The organism is Paraburkholderia sp. EG304 (assembly GCF_046543485.1).
Taxonomy (GTDB): Bacteria; Pseudomonadota; Gammaproteobacteria; order Burkholderiales; family Burkholderiaceae; genus Paraburkholderia; species Paraburkholderia youngii.
In genome coordinates, this window is the sequence record NZ_JBKGUA010000062.1 from 1 (window position 1) to 22605 (window position 22605).

The 22605-nt window shown below is 65.1% G+C and carries 24 protein-coding genes; 12 read left to right on the top strand and 12 right to left on the bottom strand.

Translation table 11 applies throughout. From position 1 onward, the window contains the following. Nucleotides 1-171: 171 nt before the first annotated feature. The 3 genes from ACLFKU_RS37175 to flgA all read right to left on the bottom strand — a co-directional run bounded on the left by ACLFKU_RS37175 (nucleotide 172) and on the right by flgA (nucleotide 2722). Nucleotides 172-618 carry a flagella synthesis protein FlgN gene (locus ACLFKU_RS37175; RefSeq protein ID WP_368585667.1) on the bottom strand — a complete coding sequence of 149 codons (447 nt, stop codon included), beginning with the start codon at nucleotides 616-618 and terminating at the stop codon, nucleotides 172-174. A 94-nt stretch (nucleotides 619-712) separates the two neighbouring features. Then, complete coding sequence (gene flgM / locus ACLFKU_RS37180; protein WP_368585668.1) at nucleotides 713-1072, bottom strand: flagellar biosynthesis anti-sigma factor FlgM; 360 nt, start codon at nucleotides 1070-1072, stop codon at nucleotides 713-715. A gap of 177 nt (nucleotides 1073-1249) precedes the next feature. Continuing rightward, nucleotides 1250-2722, bottom strand: a complete 1473-nt coding sequence (gene flgA, locus ACLFKU_RS37185) for a flagellar basal body P-ring formation chaperone FlgA (RefSeq protein ID WP_410852506.1) — start codon at nucleotides 2720-2722, stop codon at nucleotides 1250-1252. A 218-nt stretch (nucleotides 2723-2940) separates the two neighbouring features. Here flgA and flgB point away from each other — a divergent pair, with 218 nt between their 5' ends. The 12 genes from flgB (at nucleotide 2941) to flgL (ending at nucleotide 15281) form a co-directional block, all read left to right on the top strand. After that, complete coding sequence (gene flgB / locus ACLFKU_RS37190) at nucleotides 2941-3441, top strand: flagellar basal body rod protein FlgB (protein WP_368585670.1); 501 nt, start codon at nucleotides 2941-2943, stop codon at nucleotides 3439-3441. Nucleotides 3442-3569: 128 nt separating this feature from the next. After that, nucleotides 3570-3995 (top strand): flagellar basal body rod protein FlgC, encoded by a 426-nt coding sequence (gene flgC / locus ACLFKU_RS37195; protein ID WP_013090881.1) that lies wholly within the window; start codon nucleotides 3570-3572, stop codon nucleotides 3993-3995. A gap of 11 nt (nucleotides 3996-4006) precedes the next feature. After that, nucleotides 4007-4714 carry a flagellar hook assembly protein FlgD gene (locus ACLFKU_RS37200; RefSeq protein ID WP_410852507.1) on the top strand — a complete coding sequence of 236 codons (708 nt, stop codon included), beginning with the start codon at nucleotides 4007-4009 and terminating at the stop codon, nucleotides 4712-4714. A 43-nt stretch (nucleotides 4715-4757) separates the two neighbouring features. Beyond that, entirely contained in the window at nucleotides 4758-6269 is a 1512-nt protein-coding gene (locus ACLFKU_RS37205; RefSeq protein WP_410852508.1) for a flagellar hook protein FlgE, read from the top strand. A 17-nt stretch (nucleotides 6270-6286) separates the two neighbouring features. Continuing rightward, the gene (gene flgF / locus ACLFKU_RS37210) at nucleotides 6287-7045 is read left to right on the top strand and encodes a flagellar basal-body rod protein FlgF (RefSeq protein WP_410852509.1); all 759 of its coding nucleotides are present in this window, start codon (nucleotides 6287-6289) and stop codon (nucleotides 7043-7045) included. A gap of 54 nt (nucleotides 7046-7099) precedes the next feature. Next, nucleotides 7100-7888, top strand: a complete 789-nt coding sequence (gene flgG, locus ACLFKU_RS37215; protein ID WP_368585674.1) for a flagellar basal-body rod protein FlgG — start codon at nucleotides 7100-7102, stop codon at nucleotides 7886-7888. Nucleotides 7889-7917: 29 nt separating this feature from the next. Next, nucleotides 7918-8616, top strand: coding sequence for a flagellar basal body L-ring protein FlgH (gene flgH, locus ACLFKU_RS37220; protein ID WP_410852521.1), 699 nt, complete (start codon nucleotides 7918-7920; stop codon nucleotides 8614-8616). A 2-nt stretch (nucleotides 8617-8618) separates the two neighbouring features. Further along, on the top strand, nucleotides 8619-9788 hold the full coding sequence (locus tag ACLFKU_RS37225; protein WP_410852510.1) for a flagellar basal body P-ring protein FlgI: 1170 nt from the start codon (nucleotides 8619-8621) through the stop codon (nucleotides 9786-9788). A gap of 12 nt (nucleotides 9789-9800) precedes the next feature. Then, nucleotides 9801-10808 (top strand): flagellar assembly peptidoglycan hydrolase FlgJ, encoded by a 1008-nt coding sequence (gene flgJ, locus ACLFKU_RS37230; protein WP_410852511.1) that lies wholly within the window; start codon nucleotides 9801-9803, stop codon nucleotides 10806-10808. A 237-nt stretch (nucleotides 10809-11045) separates the two neighbouring features. Further along, nucleotides 11046-11819: a flagellar brake protein gene (locus ACLFKU_RS37235; RefSeq protein ID WP_368585677.1), complete on the top strand. Its 774-nt coding sequence runs from the start codon at nucleotides 11046-11048 to the stop codon at nucleotides 11817-11819. Between the two features lie 226 nt (nucleotides 11820-12045). Further along, nucleotides 12046-14040, top strand: a complete 1995-nt coding sequence (flgK, locus tag ACLFKU_RS37240) for a flagellar hook-associated protein FlgK (RefSeq protein ID WP_410852512.1) — start codon at nucleotides 12046-12048, stop codon at nucleotides 14038-14040. Nucleotides 14041-14051: 11 nt separating this feature from the next. Then, nucleotides 14052-15281: a flagellar hook-associated protein FlgL gene (gene flgL / locus ACLFKU_RS37245; protein ID WP_368585679.1), complete on the top strand. Its 1230-nt coding sequence runs from the start codon at nucleotides 14052-14054 to the stop codon at nucleotides 15279-15281. Between the two features lie 77 nt (nucleotides 15282-15358). On the opposite strand, the gene fliR is transcribed toward flgL, so the two are convergent. The 9 genes from fliR to fliJ all read right to left on the bottom strand — a co-directional run bounded on the left by fliR (nucleotide 15359) and on the right by fliJ (nucleotide 22601). Further along, nucleotides 15359-16141: a flagellar biosynthetic protein FliR gene (fliR, locus tag ACLFKU_RS37250; protein WP_410852513.1), complete on the bottom strand. Its 783-nt coding sequence runs from the start codon at nucleotides 16139-16141 to the stop codon at nucleotides 15359-15361. 31 nt (nucleotides 16142-16172) lie between these two features. Further along, the gene (fliQ, locus tag ACLFKU_RS37255) at nucleotides 16173-16442 is read right to left on the bottom strand and encodes a flagellar biosynthesis protein FliQ (RefSeq protein ID WP_368585681.1); all 270 of its coding nucleotides are present in this window, start codon (nucleotides 16440-16442) and stop codon (nucleotides 16173-16175) included. A gap of 34 nt (nucleotides 16443-16476) precedes the next feature. Further along, complete coding sequence (gene fliP, locus ACLFKU_RS37260) at nucleotides 16477-17244, bottom strand: flagellar type III secretion system pore protein FliP (protein ID WP_368585686.1); 768 nt, start codon at nucleotides 17242-17244, stop codon at nucleotides 16477-16479. Nucleotides 17245-17285: 41 nt separating this feature from the next. Next, nucleotides 17286-17801: a flagellar biosynthetic protein FliO gene (gene fliO, locus ACLFKU_RS37265; RefSeq protein WP_410852514.1), complete on the bottom strand. Its 516-nt coding sequence runs from the start codon at nucleotides 17799-17801 to the stop codon at nucleotides 17286-17288. Continuing rightward, nucleotides 17798-18262, bottom strand: a complete 465-nt coding sequence (fliN, locus tag ACLFKU_RS37270; protein ID WP_368585683.1) for a flagellar motor switch protein FliN — start codon at nucleotides 18260-18262, stop codon at nucleotides 17798-17800. The genes fliO and fliN overlap by 4 nt, the downstream gene beginning before the upstream one ends. Continuing rightward, nucleotides 18255-19253, bottom strand: coding sequence for a flagellar motor switch protein FliM (fliM, locus tag ACLFKU_RS37275; protein ID WP_013090865.1), 999 nt, complete (start codon nucleotides 19251-19253; stop codon nucleotides 18255-18257). Before fliM ends, fliN begins: the two co-directional genes overlap by 8 nt. 57 nt (nucleotides 19254-19310) lie before the next feature. Continuing rightward, the gene (fliL, locus tag ACLFKU_RS37280) at nucleotides 19311-19811 is read right to left on the bottom strand and encodes a flagellar basal body-associated protein FliL (RefSeq protein WP_368585684.1); all 501 of its coding nucleotides are present in this window, start codon (nucleotides 19809-19811) and stop codon (nucleotides 19311-19313) included. A gap of 752 nt (nucleotides 19812-20563) precedes the next feature. Further along, a complete protein-coding gene (locus tag ACLFKU_RS37285) occupies nucleotides 20564-22090 on the bottom strand; it encodes a flagellar hook-length control protein FliK (RefSeq protein WP_410852515.1) in 1527 nt (508 codons plus the stop codon). 61 nt (nucleotides 22091-22151) lie between these two features. Further along, on the bottom strand, nucleotides 22152-22601 hold the full coding sequence (fliJ, locus tag ACLFKU_RS37290; RefSeq protein ID WP_013090850.1) for a flagellar export protein FliJ: 450 nt from the start codon (nucleotides 22599-22601) through the stop codon (nucleotides 22152-22154). Nucleotides 22602-22605 lie beyond the last annotated feature (4 nt).

Genomic DNA, 22605 nt, shown 5'->3' on the forward strand with positions numbered 1-22605 from the left:
ATGAGCCCAACATGACCGGTTGTAGTACCGCAGTCCTTCACCTTCTCACTTGCACCAGCCAGGCAGCGCAGCAGAAAGCACCAAAAGTCAACGTTGTACTTGCGTCCAACGGGGAAGCCCTTGTAGTTCATTTCGGATATTGCCCGATTGCGGGCCGGACAGGCGGGCCGATCAAAGTCCCGAATAAGCCGGAACTCGTCCATCCGGCCCATACAGATTCGTCTTGCGCGGCACGTTGACTTGCAGCGCTTTTAGCGCGCGCTGGTTGTAGTCCATCCGCACGCGGATCAGCTCGCCGTTGTTGGTGTTGACGCGCCGAGCGCGATCCGCGGCTTTCTGCAGCAGCTTCCATTGCGTCGCGATGCGCGCGTCGGTGCTCGCCGCGAGCTCCATGCCGGACCAGCCGGTCGGAAAGCCGAGTTCGGTCAGGTGTGCGTCGCGCGCGGCTTCGAGCCTCGCGAGCACGCCGATCAGTTCGGTTTTCTTCTCGACGATCGCTGGCAACTGCTCCATTGGCGAGACCGCCGTCAGTGCTTTGGTTTCGAGAGTGAGGATCGAGGCGAACGCTTCGACGGTCGAATATTCTTCGATCAGGGTAGCAACCAGGGCGTCTTTCATGTCAACAACTCGCTACGCACACCGGCTCGCGAACGACGCGCGAACCGCGTTGGTCGAACGCCGCCCGGCAGATCACCGCGCGGCGCAATGCCGATCAGTTGCCGGTCGACGAGGTTTTGTTCTGCAACAGATCGCGCGCCGTCTGCAGTACGCCGTCGGCGATCTTGCCGGAGTCGATCTGCAGCGTGCCGTCCTTGATCGCCTGCTTGATCGACTCGACGTGCGCGGTGTCGATGTCGGCCGAGCCGGACGCCGCGAGGCTGCGCAGATGCTGCGACAGACCCGACAGGTTGACGCTCGTGTCGCCCGACGCGCTGCTCGCGGCTCGCGCGGCCGTGCCCGTCGCGCCCTGCGTGGCGCTGGTTGCCGGCGTGGCTTCGCCGCTCTGCTGTGAACGGGACAAAGCGTCTTTCAACGACGGCAGATTCGAAGAGGTGGTGGGATCGACTTTCACGATTGGCTTCCCTTACGATTTGATCCTGATAACGGCAACTGCTGATCAAAACTTTAGCGCAATCGCTCGACCCCCGGCCCGCCAGCCGGCGGCCATCTGCCCCTTTCAATACCCGTCTGTCTGCTCGGGCCACCGCCGCGCCAGCAGCTGCGACGGTGCTCGTTGCCACCAGTCCGCTCACATCTGGATCTCGACCGTGCCGCCGTCCTTGACGATGCCGGAGATGATCTGGCCGTTTGCGGTTTTCACGCGCACCTGCTGACCCGGCGACGCGTTGTTCATCGCGCTGCCCTCGGACGAAATCGAGAAACCGTCGCCGGCTGCGACGACCCGTACGGTCTGGCCGAACACCACCGCCGACGCGCTCTTCAGCATGTCGCGGCGCAGCGGCATGCCGCCCGAGATCCGCACCAGCGAGACCGATCCGACCGCCTGCGACGGGTCGGTGACGATCGCCTGCGGCAGGCCGGTCAGGTCGCCTTCGCGCGCGACGAGGTCGGCGGCCGTGAGCACTTCGCCCGGCGCCATCGCGCGGGCGGCGAGGTAGTAGGTTGCATGCAGCGAGATGCGCGCCTGCAGATAAATGGTCCACGGCCGCTCGCCTGCGCAGCGCACGCCGACGGTGAGCCGCCCCCACAAGCGCCCGCCGCTCGGCATGAACGGTTCGAGCGACGTGCACGCGGCGAGGCCGCGCGCAAACGCGGACGCGACCGTGATGTCGACCTTGCCGGGCAGGCCGACGGCCTGCTGTTTCAGGAACGCGAGCGCGGCTGCATGAATCGCTTCCGGGTCCTGCTGGCCTGGCAGCGGCGCGGGTGCGGCAGCGGTCTGCGGCGTTCTCTGTGCAACGGCGGTGGACGTGTTGGCGGCTGGTTGGCGCGCGCTGGGCGACGCCGCGGGCGCTTTCATACTGGGCAGACGCACCGGCTGCGCGGCAACGGCCGCGAGCGGCTTGCCATTCGCGCCGAACTCGGGCGGCTCGCCGCGTGCCGCGAGACTGTCGAAGCCATCGCCTTGCGGCGCATTGGCGGCGACAGCGCGCGAATTCGCGGCGGCGGCGGCCGGGCCCGCTTCGACATTCACGCGCGCGACGCCCGACGCTCCCGTGCTGGCAGCCGGAGGAATCGTCACGACGCCGTTGGCGTCCGGTTTGAAGTTGGTGCGAATGATGGCCGGCGCGGCGGCTGCGGGCTCGCCCGCGCCCGGAATGACGATCGCGCCGCTAGCGCTCGCCGCACGCCCGAACGTATCGGTGTCGCGCGACGCGGGTGCGCGGCCGAGCGACTGCGCGGTCGCCGCCGCGAGCGAAGCCGCCGACGCGCCGCGCTGCGCCGGCGTCTGAATCCGTTGCGCCAGATCGTTCAGCGCGGCGGGGTTGTTCTCGGCGGGCCCCGGAATCACGATCGGGCCAGCCGCATCCTGCGCCTTGGTCGTAGCCGGCAGCAACACGATGCCGCCCGCAACCCATACGGCGACGTTGATCACCACCCGCGTCACGCAACGCGCAACGCACCGCGAGATAGAGCGCGGCAGCGGTTGCGCGAGCACACCCTCCGAACCATCGACATGCTCATCGGCCCCCGCACCACCCACGCGACGCCTCGTCGTGCCGCCCGCACGCTGCGGCAAGGTGTTGGTGGGCTGGTCCATCGCGGGTCTCCATCGAATGCATCGGTACGCCTTGCATTCTAGTGAGCACCCCTTTCGCGCAAACGTTGAATAGAAGCCCCCTTTCCCGGTTATTCGTCCGATTGCCCCTTGCGCCCGGCCAATAAGATGCATCACATGCAAAAAGGCCTTCGCACCCACGGCGTGTCTTTCACGAGGCGCACACGGGACGGCCTTGGAAACGTTCTCGGGAGATTCCGATGCTGGACAAACTCGATGCCGAATTCGCGTTCGGCCGGCAGGCGCTGGATGTACGCGCATACCGGCAGGAACTGTTGTCGTCGAATATCGCGAACGCCGACACGCCCGGCTACAAGGCGCGCGATATCGACTTCGCGTCGTCGCTCGCCGGCGCGCTGAAGAAAACGGGCCGCAGCACCGCCGGGCAGGGCGCGTCGAACAACACGACGCTCGCAATGGCGCAACCCGCCGGCGTGACGAGCGGCATGTCGATGAACACGACCGAGGCCGGCCACATGAGCGGCAAGGCCAGGCTGACCCCGACGGGCGGCAGCCCCGACGACTACGGCAACCTGCAATACCGCATGCCGCTGCAGCCGGCGCTCGACGGCAACACGGTTGACGTCGACGTCGAGCGTGTGCAGTTTGCCGACAACACGGTGCACTTCCAGTCGGGTATGACGGTCGTGTCGAACCAGATCAAGACGATGCTGTCGGCGATCACGTCGGGCTCGTCGTAAGCCAGGCACGAGTACGCCGCACGAGCAGGGCGCATAGCAGCTGAACACAGGCAGCATGCACGCACGAACAGAAACGCTACGGGACTTAACGTGAAGCCGGTGCGAACCGGCAGGAGAGGTCAGGAAACATGCCATCCCTGATGAATATTTTTGGTGTCGCGGGTTCCGCGATGTCGGCGCAGTCGGAGCGACTCAACGTGACGGCGTCGAACCTCGCCAACGCGGATAGTACGACGGGCCCCGACGGTCAGCCGTACAAGGCCAAGCAGGTCATATTCGCGGTGAACCCGATCGGCGGCGCGCGCACGCGCTCCGGCCAGCAGGTCGGCGGCGTGCGGGTGACCGGCGTGGTCGACGATCCGTCGCCAATGAAGACCGCGTACGACCCGGGCAATCCGGCCGCCGACGCGAACGGCTACGTGACGCTGCCCAACGTCGACCCGGTGCAGGAGATGGTCAACATGATCTCGGCCTCGCGCTCGTACCAGGCCAACGTCGAAACGCTGAACACGGCCAAAACCCTGATGCTGAAAACGCTCACGATCGGAACCTGAGGAGAGAGCCTTTGACCACCAACACCACGATCGGCAGCAACGGCACGACCGTTTCGCAGACGCTGCTCGACACGATGAACGGCACGAACAGCAGCTCGACGAACGGCACCTCGGGCACCTCGGCCTCGGACCTGCAGAACACCTTCCTGCAACTGCTTGTCGCGCAGCTGAAGAACCAGGACCCGACCAATCCGATGGACAGCTCGCAGATGACCTCGCAGCTTGCCCAGATCAGCACGGTGCAGGGCATCAGCAACCTCAATACCTCGCTGACCTCGCTGTCGACGCAGCTGTCGGCCAGCCAGCAGGCGCAGTCCGCGCTGCTGATCGGCTCGACCGTGCTCGCACCGGGCGACTCGGTCACGGTGTCGAGCGGCAAGGCGAACGAGTTCGGCGTCACGCTCGCGAATGCCGTGAGCGACCTGCAGATCGTCGTGAAGAACTCGGCCGGCACGATCGTTAACACGCTGGATCTCGGCAAGCAGTCGGCTGGCACGGTTCCGGTTGGCTGGACACCGACCGACACGGCAGGCAACACGCTGCCCGACGGCACTTACACGATTACCGCGACCGGCACGATCAACGGCCAGCAGGCGACGGCCACCACGCTCACCAGCGCGACGGTCCAAGGCATCGTCCAGCAGAGCAGCGGCACGCCGGGCCTCGTGCTGTCGAACGGCACGACGGTCGGCCTGACCAGCGTCGCCGCGATCCTGTAATCCGGATCCATCCAGTTACGACTTTCCAGATACGGAGTACGTCATGAGCTATCAAACAGGTTTGAGCGGTCTGTCGGCGTCGTCGAGCGATCTCGACGTGATCGGCAACAACATCGCCAACGCCAACACCGTCGGCTTCAAGAGCGGCACCGCGGAATTCGCCGACATGTACGCCAATTCGGTCGCGACCGCGACGAGCCAGCAGATCGGCATCGGTACGAAACTCTCCGAAGTGCAGCAGCAGTTCTCGCAAGGCACGATCACGACGACGAACCAGGCGCTGAACGTCGCGATCAACGGTAACGGCTTCTACCAGCTGTCGGACAACGGCACGCTGGTGTATTCGCGCAACGGCGTGTTCCAGCTCGACAAGAACGGCTTCATCACGAACGCGCAGGGCTTGCAGCTGATGGGTTATGCGGCCAGTAGCTCGGGCATCATCAACACCGCGCAGACCGTGCCGCTGACCGTGCCGACCGCGAACATCGCGCCGCAGGCGACCACCTCGATCACCGCGGGCCTGAACCTGAACGCGCAGGGCGACATCATGCTCGGCGCGCCGACCGTGACGAAGGGCGCCACGAACACCGGTACGCTGAACACGACCGGCGCGACGATCACGGACGCGGCCGCGGGCAGCAACACCGACAACTACACGATCAACTTCACGAGCCCGACCACCTACACGGTCTCGATAAATGGCGGCCCGGCCTCGGCGGCGCAGACCTACACGGCCGGCACTGCGATCACGCTCGGCAACGGCGAGAGCATCACCTTCAGCGGCACGCCGGCGACCAACGACAGCTACACGGTCGCGCCGAATCCGACCGCGTTCAACCAGAACAGCTCGACGACCTATAACTACTCGACGAGCACTACCGTCTACGATTCGCTCGGCGGCTCGCAGACCGTCAACATGTATTTCGCGAAGACGGGCTCGGGCACGTGGAACGTGTACGCGGGCCCGTCGAACGGCACCGCTTCGCTGATCGGCACCGCGAACTTCAATTCGTCGGGCACGCTGGTCAGCACGACCGACGCGACGACCGGCCTCGCGACCGCGACGCTCGGCGCGTTCACCATGTCGCTGCCGAACACCGACGGTTCGAGCACGCCGCAGAGCGTCACGCTGAACATGGCTGGCACCACGCAGTACGGCGGCAAGAACGGTGTGAACAGCCTGTCCACCAACGGCTACGCGGCGGGCCAGCTGACCAGCTTCACGGTCGGTGCCGACGGCACGCTGACCGGCAACTACTCGAACGGCCAGACCGCGGCGCTCGGCCAGATCGTGCTCGCGAACTTCGCGAACCAGAACGGTCTCGTCAACCTCGGCAACAACGAGTACGGCCAGACGTCGGCCTCCGGCGTCGCGCAGATTTCGACGCCGGGTTCGACCAATCACGGCGTGCTGCAAGGCGGCGCGGTCGAGAACTCGAACGTCGATCTGACGAGCGAGCTGGTCAACCTGATCACCGCGCAGCGCAACTATCAGGCGAACGCGCAGACGATCAAGACCCAGCAGGCCGTCGACCAGACCCTGATCAACCTGTAAGCCAACGGGACCTCTTCATGGATCGGCTGATCTACACCGCGATGTCGGGCAGCGCGCAAGCGCTCGAACAGCAGGCGATCGTCGCGAACAACCTCGCGAACGCGTCGACCACGGGCTTTCGCGCGCAGCTCGAAACCTACCGCGCCGTGCCGATGTCGTTCGGCGACGGCGGCACGATCAACGACAACACGACCCGCACCTTCGTGCTGTCGTCGACACCGGGCGCCGACTACACGCCGGGGCCGATCCAGCAGACCGGCAATCCGCTCGACGTCGCGATTCAGGGGGCCGGCTGGCTGTCGGTGCAGACCGCCGACGGCAACGAGGCCTACACGCGCGCGGGCAATCTGCACATCGACGAAAACGGCCAGCTCGTGAACGCGACCAATCAGGTCGTGCTCGGCAACGGCGGGCCGGTATCGGTGCCGCCGGGCGCGCAGATCACGATCGGCAAGGACGGCACGGTGACGGCATTGACGCCGGGCGATCCGCCCACCGCGGTCGTCACCATCGATCAGCTGAAGCTCGTCAATCCCGATCCGCAGTCGATCACGCGCGGCGATGACGGTCTGTTTCGCACCGCCGACGGCAACCCCGCCGACGCCGATCCGACCGTGACGCTCGCGCCGGCGTCGCTCGAAGGCAGCAACGTGAATCCGGTGAGTGCGATGGTCTCGATGATCACCAACGCTCGCCAGTTCCAGATGCAGACGCAGCTACTGCAAAACGCCGACAAGAACGATCAGTCCGCCAACCAGATTCTCAGCTTCAGCTAACGGATTGCCACGGGGTGCCCTACGAGGCTCGCCCCGAGACCAGGAGAACCATAAGTGAACCGCTCACTCTATATCGCCGCCACCGGCATGAATGCGCAACAGGCGCAGATGGACGTGATCTCGAACAACCTCGCGAACGTCAGCACCAACGGCTTCAAGGGCTCGCGCGCGGTGTTCGAGGATCTGCTGTATCAGACCATCCGCCAGCCGGGTGCGAACTCGACGCAGCAAACCGAGCTGCCGTCCGGCATTCAGCTCGGCACCGGCGTGCAACAGGTCGCGACCGAGCGTCTGTACACGCAGGGCAACCTGCAGCAGACCGGCAACTCGAAGGACGTCGCGATCAACGGCGCGGGCTTCTTCCAGGTGCAGATGCCCGACGGCCAGACGGCCTACACGCGCGACGGCTCGTTCCAGACCAACGCGCAGGGTCAGCTCGTCACGGCGAGCGGCTACCAGGTGATTCCGGCGATCACGATTCCCGCCAACGCGACCTCGCTGACGATCGGCAGCGACGGCGCGGTGTCGATCACCGTGGCCGGCTCGAGCAACACGCAGCAGCTCGGCACGATGCAGCTCGCGACCTTCATCAATCCGGCCGGCCTCGACTCGAAGGGCGAGAACCTGTTCGCGGAGACCGCGTCCTCGGGCGCGCCGAACGTGGCGCAACCGGGTCTGAACGGCGCGGGCTCGCTCAACCAGGGTTACGTGGAAGCGTCGAACGTGAACGTCGTGCAGGAGCTGGTGAACATGATCCAGACGCAGCGCGCGTACGAAATCAACAGCAAGGCCGTGACGACCTCCGACCAGATGCTGCAGACCTTGAGCCAGATGCCGGTTTGAGGACTGGAAATTTAAGGCGGTAAACGATGATGTCGCATTCCACTCGCACTCCGGTTCATTCGCGCACGGCCGTCGCGCTCGTGCAGCTCACGCTGCTCGCCGCGCTCGGCGGCTGCGCGCTCGTGCCGAAGCAACCGATCATCCAGCAGCCGATGATCGCGCTGCCGCCGGTGCCGCCGCAGGCACAGGCGCCGGGCTCGATCTACAACCCGGGCTTCGCGGGCCGTCCGCTATTCGAAGATCAGCGGCCGCGCAACGTGGGCGACATCATCACGATCGTCATCGCCGAGAACATCAACGCAACGAAGAACTCGGGCGCGAATGCGAGTCGCAATGGCAGCACGAACTTGAGCGTGCCGACCGCGGGCTTTCTCAGCGGACTGTTCGCCAAGACCAACCTGAGCGCAAGCGGCGTCAACGGTTTTGCCGGTACTGGCGGCGCGAACGCGTCGAACACGTTCAACGGCACGATCACCGTGACCGTGACCGGCGTGCAGGCCAACGGCAATCTGATCGTGAGCGGCGAGAAACAGATGATGATCAATCAGGGCAACGAGTTCGTGCGCTTTTCGGGTGTCGTCAACCCCAACACGATTTCGAGCCTGAATGCCGTGTACTCGACCCAGGTCGCCGACGCGAAAATCGAATACTCCGCGAAGGGCTACATCAACGAAGCGGAGACCATGGGCTGGCTGCAGCGGTTCTTCCTCAACGTGGCGCCGTGGTGATCATGGGTACTGTTTTCAACACGCTGTCGCGCGCGGGCCGCGCACTGATGTTCGTCGCGCTCGCCTGCGCGGCGCTGCCGGCCGCGACGCCCGCGCATGCCGAGCGCCTGAAGGACCTCGCGCAGATCCAGGGCGTGCGCGACAACCCGCTGATCGGCTACGGCCTCGTGGTCGGCCTCGACGGCACCGGCGACCAGACCACGCAGACGCCGTTCACGACGCAGACGCTCGCGAACATGCTCGCGAACCTCGGCATCTCGATCAACAACCAGGCGGCCGGCTCGAGCAACTCGCAGTCGTCGCTGTCGAACATCCAGTTGAAGAACGTCGCCGCCGTGATGGTGACCGCGGTGCTGCCGCCGTTCGCGCGGCCGGGCGAAGCGATCGACATCACCGTGTCGTCGCTCGGCAATGCGAAGAGCCTGCGCGGCGGCACGCTGCTGCTCACGCCCCTCAAGGGCGCCGACGGCCAGGTGTATGCGCTCGGCCAGGGCAACGTCGCCGTGGGCGGCGCGGGCGCGAGCGCGAACGGCAGCAAGGTGCAGGTCAACCAGCTGGCCGCGGGGCGCGTCACCGGCGGCGCGATCGTCGAGCGCGCGGTGCCGACCGCGGTGTCGCAGGCGGGCATGATGCAGCTCGACCTGAACGACATGGACTACGACACCACGCAGCGCGTGGTCGCGGCGATCGACAACGCGTTCGGCAGCGGCACCGCGACCGCGCTCGACGGCCGCACCATCCAGCTGCGCGCGCCGGCCGATCCGCAGCAGCAGGTGTCGTTCATGGCGCAATTGCAGAACCTCGAAGTGCGCCCCGGGCAGGCGGCCGCCAAGGTGATCCTGAACGCGCGCACCGGCTCGATCGTGATGAACCAGATGGTCACGCTGCAAAGCTGCGCGGTCGCGCACGGCAATCTGTCGGTCGTGATCAATACGCAGCCTGTGGTGAGCCAGCCGGGCGCGTTCTCGAACGGCCGCACGGTGGTCGCACAGCAGTCGCAGATCCAGATGAAGCAGGACAACGGCTCGCTGAAACTCGTGAACGCCGGAGCGAACCTCGCCGAAGTGGTGAAGGCGCTCAACGCGCTCGGCGCGACGCCCGCGGATCTGATGTCGATCCTGCAAGCCATGAAAGCAGCCGGTGCCTTGCGCGCCGAGCTTGAAATCATCTAAGGAGCACACGAGATGAATTCCGATCCGACCAATGGCATCAACTCCGCCGGCGACCTGACCAGCCGGTTTGCGCTCGACGTCCAGGGCTTCGGCGCACTGAGCGCGCAGGCCAAGGCTTCGCCGCAAGCCGGCATGAAGATGGCCGCGCAGCAGTTCGACGCCGTGTTCACGCAGATGATGTTGAAGAGCATGCGCGATGCGACGCCGCAGGACAGTCCGTTCGATTCGCACGACACGGCGACCTTCACGTCGATGATGGACCAGCAGATGGCGCAACAGCTGTCCAAGCGAGGCATCGGCGTCGCCGACGCGATGCTCAAGCAGTTGATGCGCAACCAGGGCATGCAGGTGGGTGGCGCGAACGGCGCGGGCGCGGCGGGTGGTCTCGCCGGCATGGCCAACGCGCTCGGCGGCGGCGTCGGCGGCGGCGACGAAGGCCGGAGCGCCGCGCTCAACGCGCTCGCGCGCGCGTACGGCAACGCCCAGGCCAACGGCCAGCTCGCGCTGGGCCGCGGCTACTCGGCCAATAGCGCGCTGACGCCGCCGACGCGCGGCGACGGCAGCTCGCCGAAGGTCGATGCGTTCGTCGACAAGCTCGCCGCGCCGGCGCAGGCCGCGAGCGCGGCGACCGGCATTCCGGCGCGCTTCATCATCGGTCAGGCCGCGCTCGAATCGGGCTGGGGCAAGAGCGAGATCAAGAAGGCCGATGGCTCGACCAGCCACAACGTGTTCGGCATCAAGGCGGGCAACGACTGGACCGGCAAAACCGTGTCGACGGCCACGACCGAATACGTGAACGGCAAGCCGCATCGCACGGTCGAGAAATTCCGCGCGTACGACTCGTACGAGGAAGCGATGACCGATTACGCGCGCCTGTTGAAGAACAATCCGCGTTACGCACAGGTGCTCAATTCGTCGCGCGACGTGAACGGTTTCGCGAACGGCATGCAGCGCGCCGGTTATGCGACCGACCCGCATTACGCGAAAAAGCTGCTGTCGATCATGCAGAAAATGGGCTGATTGAACGCCGGAAATGGGGCGGATACGCTTTTAACGTTTGCGCGAACTTTGCCGGCGAATATTTAAATTAAGCCCCTAAATTTTGGCTCGATGCTGCCGCTAACGAGTTAGACCCGATACCGGAACAGCGCTGCAAGGTCCGGTCGAACGCGTGTGCTGCGGCTTTGCATGAAGACCCTCAGAGTCGATGGCTAGGCCCTGGCACGTGCCCGCAAGAACATGCTTACCGGCAAGCCCATGGATATGAACCAGTCGAACGGCCTGATTGACACGAACGGTCAGCCGCACGTCCCGCAAGACGAGAGCCCTTCCGATTTCGGCCGCCGCAATCCGCTGGAAATCGGCGTGCAGCTGCGCAATATCGTCAATCGCGGCGATTTCCTCACGGTCGAATATGCGGGCGGCCAGCTCGTCACGCGCCTGCTCGATGTCGACGTGCGCGAGCGCACCTTCACCTTCGATTGGGGCGCGCTCCCCGAGCAGAACAAGGGGCTGCTCAGCGCCCCGCGTTGCCAGTTCCACGCATCGCCCGACGGCGTGCGCGTCGAGTTCGCGACGCCGACGCCGCGCGAGACGCGCTTCGAAGGAATGCCGGCGTTCGAGGCCGACTTCCCCGAGGTGCTGTTCTACGTGCAGCGCCGCGAATACTTCCGCGTCGCCGCGCCGATTCTCGACCCGTTCATGTGTACGGGCCGTCTGCCCGACGGCGACACGTTCCGCTTCGAGGTGCACGACCTGTCGCTCGGCGGCGTCGGCATGCGCACGGCCGACCTGCGCGTTGCCGAACTGCCGATGGGCGCCCGCCTGATGGACTGCGAGCTCACGCTCGGCGCGCTCGGCCGTCTGTCGCTCGATCTGCAGCTCGTGTCGCATCGCTCGCTCGCGATGCCGAACGGCACGCAGCGCTATCAGCTCGGCTTCCGTTTCCTGTCGCTGCCGGGCAGCGCGGAAAACACGCTGCAGCGGCTGATCACCCAGCTCGAAATGAAACGCCGCTCGCTCGCGCGCTGAGCCGCGAGCCGAACGCGCGGCGGCCGTGCGCGAGACGCTCGGCACCGCGCGAACGTTTTGGCCCGCGAAGCAAACGTTGCACACGCAGTGAAAGCAATAGCTCGGAAACCAAGCGGCGAGCGCAAACGAGGTGGAATGGCCCTCAATTTTTCGCACCACGGGCCGTTAAAGAGGATGTTCCACTAACACGGTGGCATGTCTGCGATGCCGCCCTTCAGGATGACGCATGTCCAGCAATCTGTTGAATATCGGCCTTAGCGGACTCAACGCGGCCCAATGGGGTTTGACGACGACTGGTGAGAACATCAGCAATGCGTCGACGCCCGGCTATACGATGGAAACTCCGGTGTATTCGGAGGTGGGCGGCAACTATACGGGCTCCGGCTACATGCCGATGGGCGTCGCCACCGACACCATAACGCGCGCGTATAGCCAGTACCTGACGACCGAGCTCAACAACGCGCAGTCGTGGAGCAGCTCGCTCAGCACGTACAACACGATGATCAGCCAGCTCAACAACCTCGTCGGCAGTCCGACTGGGGGGATTGCGAGCGCGATCAGCGGTTACTTCACGGGGCTGCAGAACGTCGCCAACGACGCGTCGAGCGTGGCGACGCGACAAACCGCGATCAGCGACGCGCAGACGCTCGCGAATCAGATCAACGCGGCTGGCCAGCAATACGACCAGTTGCGCGCGAGCGTCAACACGCAGATGAGCGACGCGGTCACGAAGATCAACACCTTCACGGCGCAGATCGCGTCGCTGAATACGCAGATCACGCAGGCGAGCAGCCAGGGCCAACCGCCGAACCAGCTGCTCGACCAACGCGACCTGGCGGTGTCGAACCTGTCGCAGCTGATCGGCGTGTCGGTCGTGCAGGACAACGGCAGCTATAGCCTGTTCATGTCCAACGGACAGCCGCTCGTGCTGGCCGGCAACAGCTTCAACCTCGGCACGGCGACTTCGTCGGCCGATCCGACCGAACTGTCGGTCCAGTATCTCGGCCAGGTTGGCGCGAAGCCGACCCCGACTCCGCAGACGCTGTCCGACAGCAGCGTGTCCGGCGGCACGCTGGGCGGCCTGGTGCAATTCCGATCGCAAACGCTCGATCCGGCCGAGGCGCAACTCGGTGCGATCGCGACCAGCTTCGCCGCGCAGGTCAATGCGCAGAACGAACTCGGCCTGACGCTGAACGGCACCCCGGGCGGCGCGCTGTTCACCGTCGGCTCGCCGACCGTGTACGCGAACTCGCAGAACAGCGGCACCGCGACGCTCGGCGTCTCGTTCGCCAACGCGAGCCAGCCGACCACGGGCGACTACACGCTGTCGTACAACGGCAGCGCCTACACGCTGACCGACAACCAGACGGGCAGCATCGTCGGTTCGGCGGCGGCCCTGACCAACCCGATCGGCGGCCTGCAGTTCTCGGTCGCGAGCGGCACGATGAACGCCGGCGACTCGTTCACTGTCGAGCCGACCCGCGGCGCGCTGAACGGCTTCGCGCTGACCACCACGGCGGGCTCGGCGATCGCGGCCGCGGCGCCGGTGCTCGCGTCGGCGTCGACGTCGAACACCGGCAGCGCGACGATCACGCAAGGTACGGTTTCGGCCGGCTATAGCGCGCCGACCAGCGCGTCGAAGATCATCTACACCGCGGGCACCGGGCTCACCGGTTTCCCGATCGGCTCGGTGGTGACGGTCGCCGGCTCGCCGTCCACGTCGTACACGATCAACACGGCGACGGACGCGGTGCCGTACTCGCCGAATTCGGGCGCGACGCTGACGATCACCAACCCGACCAACTCGACGAACGCGGGCGTGATGAACAACGTGACGGTCACGATCAGCGGCACGCCAGCCAACGGCGACTCGTTCACGATCGGACCGAACACCGGCGCGACCAATGACGGCCGCAACGCGCAACTGTTGTCGAACCTGACGAAGGCGCAGGTGCTCGCGGGCGGCACCGCGACCCTCACGAGCGCGTACGCGAGCTACGTCAACAACATCGGCAACCAGGCCACGCAGATCCAGGCGATGGCGACGACGCAAACCTCGCTCGTCACGCAGATCACGTCGGCGCAGCAGTCGGTGTCGGGCGTCAATATCAATGAGGAAGCGGCTAACCTGCTTCAATACCAGCAGCTCTATCAGGCTAACAGCAAGGTCATCCAGACGGCGCAGACGCTGTTCCAGACTTTGCTTGGCATCTTCTCGTAAGGCGTTGAACCATGCGAATTTCTTCCCAGCAGTACTTCAGCATGAACGTCGCGAACATGAGCAATCAGCAGGCTCAGTTGTCGCAGATCTATCAGGAAATTTCGAGCGGCCAGAGCCTCACCACGCCCGCCGACAATCCGCTCGGCGCCGCGCAGGCCGTGCAGCTCAGTTCGACGGCGGCCGCGCTGTCGCAGTACACGACGAACCAGACCGCGGCGCTCACGTCGTTGCAGGCCGAGGACTCGACGCTGTCCACCGTCATCACGACGTTGCAAAGCGCGAACACGCTGGGCCTGCGCGCCGGCAACGGCGCTTTGAACGACGCCGACCGCACGGCGATCGCCGCGCAGCTGACCACGCTGCGCGACCAGCTCCTCACCTACGCGAATGCGACCGACGGCTCCGGCAATGCGCTGTTCGCCGGCTTCCAGAATTCGACCCAGGCCTTCACGACCGATGCGGCCGGCAACGTCACCTATACGGGCGATACCGGCTCGCGCACGGTGCAGGTCACCGATAGCAACGCGGTCGCGACCGGCGACAATGGGCTGGCGGTGTTCATGAGCGTCGGCGCGACCAACGCGCAGTCGATCGCCTCGGGCAATTCGGCCAATACGGGCAGCGGCGTGATCGGCGCGGTGTCGGTCAACGATCCGACCAACGCGGGGAATGCGGACGCCTACCAGATCCAGTTCAGCGGCAGCGGCAGCTCGCTCACGTACACGATCACCGACACGACCACCAACGCCCCGGTTGCTACGGCCCAGCCATACACGTCAGGCTCGGACATCACGATCGCCGGCCAAAAGGTCCAGATCACAGGCACACCGGCCGCCAACGACACATTCACCGTGCAGCCGGCCAACCAGGCGGGCACCAACGTATTCGCGAACCTGAACGCGATGATCACCGCGCTCCAGCAGCCGGTGAACGGCAACCCCGCGGCCGCGGCGACGCTGCAGAACGCGTTGAACACGGGCCTGTCGCAGCTCGGCAACACGCTGGACAACATCACCGCGGTGCAGGCATCGGTGGGCGGCCGCGAGCAGGAAGTCAAGGCGCTGCAAACGGTCACGCAGACCAACTCGCTGCAAACGCAAAGCAATCTCGCGGACCTGACGCAGACCGACATGGTCTCGACGATCAGCAAGTACACGATGCAGCAGGCGGCCTTGCAGGCTTCGCAGCAAGCGTTCGTGCAAATCCAGAACATGTCGCTGTTCCAGTACATCAACAACTGATGCCGCTTTGGCGGCGCAAAAAAAAAAACCGGCGCGATGAACTCGAGCCGGTTTTTTTATGTCCGGGATTTTCCGGGTTATTTCAGCGCCGCCGCGACCCGTCCCATCTCATCGATGCCGCTATCGAACAGCCGCACGAAGAACGGGATCATGTTCGGCAGCATCAGTTGCACGAGCAGCAGACCGACCAGCATCGTCAGCGAAAAGCCGATCTGGAAAACGCCGATCTGCGGCGCCGCGCGATTGAGAATGCCGAGCGCCAGGTTGGCGATCAGCAGCGCGACGACGACCGGCAACGACAGCAGCAGCCCCGCCGAAAAGATCGAGCTGCCCCAGTTCGCCAGCGTCTGCCAGCCGTGCGGCGCGAGCAGGTTGGCCGACACCGGCACCGACTGGAACGTCGTCACGAGGGCGGCGATCATCTGCAGATGACCATCGACGGCGAGAAACGCCAGCGTCGCGATCGTCGTCATATAGCGCGAGATCACGACGCCCGAGCCGGTCGCCTGCTGGTCGAAGAAGGTCGCGAAGCCGAGACCCATGCCGAGGCCGATGAAGTAGCCGGTTGCGTCGATCGCCTGGAACACGATCTGCATCGTCACACCGAGCGCGACGCCGATCAGGAACTGGTTGGCGAGAATCCACACGCCGTCCGCCGAAAACACGGTGACCTGCGGCAGCGCGCCGATCGTCGGCGCGACGATGATCGTCGTGAACGCGGCGAGGCCGATTTTCACGCGCGAAGGCAGCGACGTATTGCCGAACACCGGCGCGGTCGCGATCAGCGCGGCGATGCGCGCGAACGGCCACAGGAACGCGGTCAGCCAGACGTTCAGTTGCGCATAGGTGACCGTGAACATGGAGCGGGGAGGGCGGACGTGCGAGCGGCGCTCAGTTGACGAGCGTCGGAATGCTGGTGAGCGTGTGGCGCAGATAGTCGAGCATCGTGGTCAGCATCCACGGACCGACGATCACCAGCGTGGCCGCGATCGCGAGCAGCTTCGGGATGAACGACAGCGTGCTCTCGTTGATCTGCGTGGCCGCCTGAAACAGGCTCACGACCAGACCGACGACGAGCGCGACGAGCAGCAGCGGGGCGGCCATCATGAGGCCGATGTACATGGCGTGGTGGGCCAGCGTCATGACTGCTTCGGGTGTCATCGTGGGTACCTCAAGAACGAGGAGTCGAAAATAATCAGACGAAGCTCTGCGCGAGCGAGCCGAGCAGCAACTGCCAGCCATCGACGAGCACGAACAGCATCAGCTTGAACGGCAGCGAAATCGTCGCCGGCGACACCATCATCATACCCATCGACATCAGCACGCTCGCGACCACCATGTCGATGATCAGGAACGGAATGAAAATCGTGAAGCCGATCGTGAAGCCGGTTTTCAACTCGCTCGTCACGAACGACGGCACCAGCAGCGACAGCGGCACGTCTTCGGGCCCCTGCATCGGCGCCGCGTGCGAGATGCGCGCGAACAGAGCGAGGTCGCTTTCGCGGGTCTGACGCAGCATGAAGGTCTTGAACGGCGCGACGCCGCGCGAGACCGCCTGGTCCATCGGCAGCGTGCCTTCCGAAAACGGCTTGTAGCCTTCGTTATAGGCCTTATCGAGCACCGGCGACATCACGAAAAACGTCAGAAACAGCGCAAGACCGACGAGCACCTGGTTCGGCGGAGTCGTGGTCGTGCCGAGCGCCTGGCGCAGCAGCGACAACACGATCACGATGCGCGTGAAGCTCGTCATCATCAGCACCATCGCCGGCAGGAACGACAGCATCGTGAGCAGCAGCATCGTCTGCACGCTCAGCGAGTAGGTCGTGCCGCCGTTCGGGCCGGGGCTCGTCGTGAAGGCCGGCAGGCCGGCGGTTTGCGCGAACGACAGCGTCGGCAGCGCGACCAGCAGTGCCGGCAGCGCGAGTCGAAGCGCTGCGGGGAGCGCGCGCGCCGCACCGCGCATTAGCGTGAAGAAACAACCTGACTGCCTGAAACTGACCTGCATTACCGATCCCCGCCGCGGTGCGCGTTGAAACGTTTGCCCACTTCGCCCTTCAGGGCGTCGCGAAAGCGTTGACCAAAGGTGCCGGAAAGCGGTGCGGCCGAAGGGACAACCGTATCGGCTGCGACGGAACCCGCCGGCATCGTATGCAGCAGCCGCACGTTGCCGGGCGCGGCGCCGAGCACGAGCCACGTATCGCCGATCTCGACGACCGCGACGCGCTCCTTGCCGCCGAGCGAAGCGCCGCCGACCGTCTTCACGAGGCCGCCGCGCTGGCCCGGTTGCAGGCCGAAGCGTCGCGCGAGCCATGCGCAGCCGAACACGAGGCCGATCACGACCGCGAGTCCGACGAAGGTTTGCAGCACCGCGCCGACGCCGAGCGCCGGCACCGCGCTACCCGTGCCGACACCCGAGGCGATCTTCGCGGCGTTGTTGACCGCGTTCATGTCGGCGGCGTGCGCGACGCTGGACGCGATGAGCGCCGCGAGCAACACACCGCGACCTGCCAAACGTTTCATCGATTGAGTTTCCGGATGCGTTCGGACGGCGTGATGATGTCGGTCAGCCGGATACCGAACTTGTCGTTGACGACCACCACTTCGCCCTGCGCGATCAGACAGCCGTTGACGAGCACGTCCATCGGCTCGCCGGCCATGCCGTCGAGCTCGACGACCGAGCCCTGCGCAAGTTGCAGCAGATTGCGGATCGCGATCTTGGTGCGGCCGAGCTCGACCGTCATCTGGACGGGGATGTCCAGGATCATGTCGATATCGTTGTGCGTCGTGGTCGGTTCGACCTTCGACAGCGGCTGGAACACACCGGCCGCGGCCGGGTTGACCTCGGCGTTGCCGTTCTGTTCGGCGAGCGCGCTGGCCCAGTCGTCCATCGCCGCGTCGTCTTCCGCGGCGGACAGCGCGCCGGCGGCGAGTTGCTCGGCGGCCTCGAGATCGCTCTCGGGCTTTGCGTTCAGGTCACTCATATCCACCTTCCTTCATCGTGTCGGCTGCGCTGATCATCTTCTGGACCCGCAACGCGTACTGACCATTGAAAATTCCGTAGCCGCATTCCATCACCGGCACGCCGTCGACTTTCGCAGTGATGTGCTCGGGGATGTTGATCGGCAGAACATCGCCTTTGCGCATGTTCAGGATCTGTTCGAACGTGACCGGCACCTGCGCGAGGTCGGCGGTCAGCTGCACTTCGGCAGCCTGCACCTGCTGCGACAGCACGCGCACCCAGCGGCGGTCGACGTCCATCGCTTCGCCCTGGATCGGCGAGGACAGCACGTCGCGGATCGGCTCGATCATCGAGTAGGGCATGCAGATGTGCAGCGTGCCGCCCGTCGAGCCGAACTCGATCGAAAATTGCGTGACGATGACGATTTCGTTCGGCGTCGCGACGTTGGCGAACTGCGTGTGCATTTCCGAGCGCACGTATTCGAACTGCAGCGGGCGCACGCTCTTCCATGACGCGGTGTAGTGCTCGAACGTCAGATTGAGCAGCTTCGTGATGATGCGCTGCTCGGTCTGCGTGAAATCGCGTCCTTCGACGCGCGTATGAAAACGCCCGTCGCCGCCGAACAGGTTATCGACCACGAAGAACACGAGGTTCGGATCGAACACGAACAGCGACGTGCCGCGCAGCGGCTTCACGTGGACCAGGTTCAGGTTGGTCGGGATCGGCAGATTGCGCGTGAATTCGCTGTACTTCTGCACCTTCACCGGGCCGACGGAGATTTCCGCCGAGCGCCGCATGAAGTTGAAAATGCCGACGCGCAACAGGCGCGCGAAGCGGTCGTTGATGATTTCGAGGCCCGGCATCCGGCCACGGACGATGCGTTCCTGCGTCGCGATGTTGTACGGGCGTACGCCCGTGCGATCGTTTTGCTCGGATTCCGTGTCGGATTCGCCGGTGACGCCCTTCAGAAGGGCATCGACCTCTTCCTGGGACATGAACTCTTCGTGGCTCATTGCTTTTCCTCGTGCGTCCCTTGGCGATTGATGATGGCAGCGCTGGACAAGGTCACGTCACTGCACGACGAACTCGGTGAACAGCACGTCCTGCACGCGGATCGGTGCGGCGCCCCGCTCGGTCGGCTCGGTGATCAGCGTCTTTAGCTCTTCGGCGAGCGCGCGCTTGCCTTCGAGCGGCGCGAGTTCTTCGGGGTGCTTGTTCGACAGCGCGAGCAGGATGCGGCTGCGCACTTCCGGCATGTGATCGGTGAGCGCCTGCTGGGTGCCGGCGTCGCCGAGCTTCAGCGTGAGGCCAATGCGCAGGAAGTGTTGCTGGCCGTCGTCCGATTGCAGGTTGACGGTCATCGATTCGAGCGGGAAGAACAGCGGCGCGGCGGACAGCGCCGGCGCGGCTTCGGCCGAAACGGCGACGGGTGCGCGCTTCGACATGAAGAACCACATGCCGGCACCGGCAGCGCCCGCTGCGATCAGCGCAATGAGGACGATCAGGATGATGCGCTTCATGGGGCCCGGCGAGGCGGGCGCGGCTTGTTGCGGGGCGGTCGTGGTTGCCATTTGGTTTGCCAGCCTGGTGCTGGCGTAGTAAGGGTTAGGGTGATTGTTGTTGATTTGCCTGCGGCGCTATGGGTCGAAAAGAAGGGCTATTTCTGGCTATTTCTGGCTGTTTCTAGTTTTTGCTTGTTTTTTTGTCGTTGTTCTTTGCGGTGTTGGCCTTTCCTTGCCTTCTTATCGGTCTATTAGCGTTGCCCCTGTGCGGGGCGGCACCTACTTTCTTTGCTGCTGCAAAGAAAGTAGGCAAAGAAGACAGCTCAAACCGCTAACTCTTAAGCGGGTCCCTCGGTGTGCGTGAGGTAGTGGTGCATCTGGAATCCGTGCTCTCGCATATTCCGCGCTAGTGACAAGGCAGTCATTCTTCCGGCGGCGCCATGCGCGCCGAAGCCCCGCTCCAAAATCACCGGTTGTTTCAGCGCATCGCCGAGGCGCAGCCAACGGCCCCGCTGCGCGGGCCAAACCATTGGTTTCCCAGGCAGACTCGTCCGCGACGCACGTAGTGCGGAGTGGGAAGGATGATGGCTTTGTCACGAACGGGGAATGTGCGGGGGCACGGATTCCAGATGCACCACTACCCCTGCCAAGCCAGGGGACCCGCTTATGAGCTTGCGGTTTGAGCTGTCTTCTTTGCCTACTTTCTTTGCAGCAGCAAAGAAAGTAGGTGCCGCCCCGCACAGGGGCAACGCCAATAGACCGACAACACAACAAGGAAAGGCCAACAAAGCCAGAACAACGAAAAAGAACCCCGCCTGGCGTCAGGCAAACGTATCTACTAATCCAACCTGCTGCCGCACGGCAACATTAGCGATGGCATCGCTGGAGTCCCCCGAGCCGTCCCCTGCAAGGGAGCCACCACTACCACCACCGCCTCCCTTCCCATTCCCCCCACCCGCGCCAGCGCTCTGCTGCTGCTGTTGCCCGCTCTGCCGGGCAAACCCATCACTCACACTGGCACTGCCAAGCCCAATCCCATTGGACTCCATCGCCTCGCGAAGCTTCGGCAACGCCGCCTCCACTGCCTCCCGCACCGACTGGTGCTCCGACACGAACAGCGCATGCGCATGGTTATCCGCCACCTGCAACACGACCTGCAACGGCCCCAGATCCTTCGGATTGAGCGTCAGCTCAGCACTCTGCGAATGCGCATTCGACAAGAACACCACCTTCTGGCTCAGCGCTTCTTCCCACGCGCTCGTGCCGACCTGCGGCGTCAACGCGTTCGCGGCTGCGGCAGCACTCGCGTTGCCGGTGGTCTGCACCGCCGCCGTCGTGCTGGCGGCGTTCGCTGCCGCTTGCGCCGCGGCCAGCGCGGTGTTCGCCGCCTCGGACGCGCTGCGCGCCGAGGCAACGTTGTCCGCCTGACCGTTCGTCGCGGCCGCGGCACTCATTGCGTCGGCGGCCGACTTCGCTGTCGACGGATCGGCCAGCGCGGTCGCGGCGGCCGTTGCGGTCGCCGGCGTCGTATGGGTGGTCGAGGTGCCCTTGCCGGTGCTGGGCGTCTTGTCGTCCGCGGTGCCGTTCAGGTCGTTTTTCGGGTTGCTAAGGCCGCGTACCGCGCTCGATACGCTCGCGGCCTTCGCAGCCGCGCCGCTTGCGAGCGCCGCCCCAGGCACCGCGCCCTGGCCGCTCGATAGCGCGGACAGCGCACTTTGCAACGCATCCTGCAGCGACTTCGGATCGACCGCGCCTTTCCCGCTCGCCGTGGCGGCCGTGAGCGCGCTCGTGGCCGTGCCGGCCAGCGCGCTCACCGCGTCGGCCGCGGAGCTTGCGGCATCGGTCGCAGTGGTCGCGTTCGCATCGGCGTTGTTGACGGGGGCCTGTGCCTGCGCTTGCGCCTGGGCCTGGGCGGCAGCCGCCGCGGCGGCGAGCGCGCCGGCGTCGGTTTGCGCCTTGGTGTCTTGCTGCTTCGTCTGCGTCGTGGTCGACTGGCTGTTCGATGCCTGCTGCGTGGGCGTGGTCGACGTAGTGGACGACGATGACGCGCTGCTGCTCGCCGTGTTGCTCGTCGTGCCGCTGGCGTTCTGGCTGCTGCTCGCGCTCTGCCGCGAAGGAGCGGGCGCGGGTGCGCTCGGTCCGCTGGGCGCGCGCGGTGCCGAGGCTTGCGATGCCGTCGCTGAACTGGTTTGCTGTTGATTCGCGCTGTTCTGCTGGTCGATGCTTTGCTGCAAGGTCTGCGCGAACGGGGTCGAGCTGGCGGCGTTCGCGGCTGCGTTGCTCGACCCATTGCTGCTCGCGTCGAGCAGCGTGCTCAGTTGCGAACCGATCTGTGAAAGAAGCGACATAAAGAATCCTGTGAATCGGTCAAACGGGTGTGCCGTCAGGCATTAACCGTGAGGCAAGGCCTCACGCGCCGTCGGCTCGCATGCGCAGACTTCGCGCCGCGAATTCGTCGGCGTCGCGCTGTTCGCGCCGCGCCGCAACCTTCGCCTCGGCCGCCTCGCCGCGTGCCTGCAGCACTTCGTACGAGCCGAGCTTCTGCTTCTGGCGCTGCCAGTCGGGCTTCGCCATCTCGACGCGCGCGCTCGCCGCCGCGAGCAGGTTGCGCTGCTGCTCGATCGCTCCGTCGAGCGTGTCGAGGAACGCCTGGAAGTTGCGCATGTTGCCGGCGGGCATGCCCGACTGCGCGCTCTCGGTGAAGCGTGCGTAGTATTCGTTGCGGTACTGCACGAGTGCATCGAGTTGCGCCTGTACGTCGTTGCGCTCGCGCTGCGCGCGGCCGAGCCGCTGCGCGGCGGCGTCCACGTCGTCCTGCGCGAGACCGATCAGCGTCTTGATCGGGAAGTGTTTCGACATCGTC

Excerpts from the sequence above, each read along its gene's own strand:
- flgL (WP_368585679.1), top strand. The coding sequence starts at position 14,052 with ATGCGAATTTCTTCCCAGCAGTACTTCAGCATGAACGTCGCGAACATG.
- ACLFKU_RS37235 (WP_368585677.1), top strand. The coding sequence starts at position 11,046 with ATGGATATGAACCAGTCGAACGGCCTGATTGACACGAACGGTCAGCCG.
- fliJ (WP_013090850.1), bottom strand. The coding sequence starts at position 22,601 with ATGTCGAAACACTTCCCGATCAAGACGCTGATCGGTCTCGCGCAGGAC.
- fliP (WP_368585686.1), bottom strand. The coding sequence starts at position 17,244 with ATGCGCGGTGCGGCGCGCGCGCTCCCCGCAGCGCTTCGACTCGCGCTG.
- flgH (WP_410852521.1), top strand. The coding sequence starts at position 7,918 with ATGTCGCATTCCACTCGCACTCCGGTTCATTCGCGCACGGCCGTCGCG.
- flgK (WP_410852512.1), top strand. The coding sequence starts at position 12,046 with ATGTCCAGCAATCTGTTGAATATCGGCCTTAGCGGACTCAACGCGGCC.
- fliN (WP_368585683.1), bottom strand. The coding sequence starts at position 18,262 with ATGAGTGACCTGAACGCAAAGCCCGAGAGCGATCTCGAGGCCGCCGAG.
- fliL (WP_368585684.1), bottom strand. The coding sequence starts at position 19,811 with ATGGCAACCACGACCGCCCCGCAACAAGCCGCGCCCGCCTCGCCGGGC.
- ACLFKU_RS37175 (WP_368585667.1), bottom strand. The coding sequence starts at position 618 with ATGAAAGACGCCCTGGTTGCTACCCTGATCGAAGAATATTCGACCGTC.
- flgF (WP_410852509.1), top strand. The coding sequence starts at position 6,287 with ATGGATCGGCTGATCTACACCGCGATGTCGGGCAGCGCGCAAGCGCTC.
- fliM (WP_013090865.1), bottom strand. The coding sequence starts at position 19,253 with ATGAGCCACGAAGAGTTCATGTCCCAGGAAGAGGTCGATGCCCTTCTG.
- fliQ (WP_368585681.1), bottom strand. The coding sequence starts at position 16,442 with ATGACACCCGAAGCAGTCATGACGCTGGCCCACCACGCCATGTACATC.
- ACLFKU_RS37285 (WP_410852515.1), bottom strand. The coding sequence starts at position 22,090 with ATGTCGCTTCTTTCACAGATCGGTTCGCAACTGAGCACGCTGCTCGAC.
- fliR (WP_410852513.1), bottom strand. The coding sequence starts at position 16,141 with ATGTTCACGGTCACCTATGCGCAACTGAACGTCTGGCTGACCGCGTTC.
- flgB (WP_368585670.1), top strand. The coding sequence starts at position 2,941 with ATGCTGGACAAACTCGATGCCGAATTCGCGTTCGGCCGGCAGGCGCTG.
- ACLFKU_RS37225 (WP_410852510.1), top strand. The coding sequence starts at position 8,619 with ATGGGTACTGTTTTCAACACGCTGTCGCGCGCGGGCCGCGCACTGATG.
- flgC (WP_013090881.1), top strand. The coding sequence starts at position 3,570 with ATGCCATCCCTGATGAATATTTTTGGTGTCGCGGGTTCCGCGATGTCG.
- fliO (WP_410852514.1), bottom strand. The coding sequence starts at position 17,801 with ATGAAACGTTTGGCAGGTCGCGGTGTGTTGCTCGCGGCGCTCATCGCG.
- ACLFKU_RS37205 (WP_410852508.1), top strand. The coding sequence starts at position 4,758 with ATGAGCTATCAAACAGGTTTGAGCGGTCTGTCGGCGTCGTCGAGCGAT.
- flgJ (WP_410852511.1), top strand. The coding sequence starts at position 9,801 with ATGAATTCCGATCCGACCAATGGCATCAACTCCGCCGGCGACCTGACC.
- flgA (WP_410852506.1), bottom strand. The coding sequence starts at position 2,722 with ATGGACCAGCCCACCAACACCTTGCCGCAGCGTGCGGGCGGCACGACG.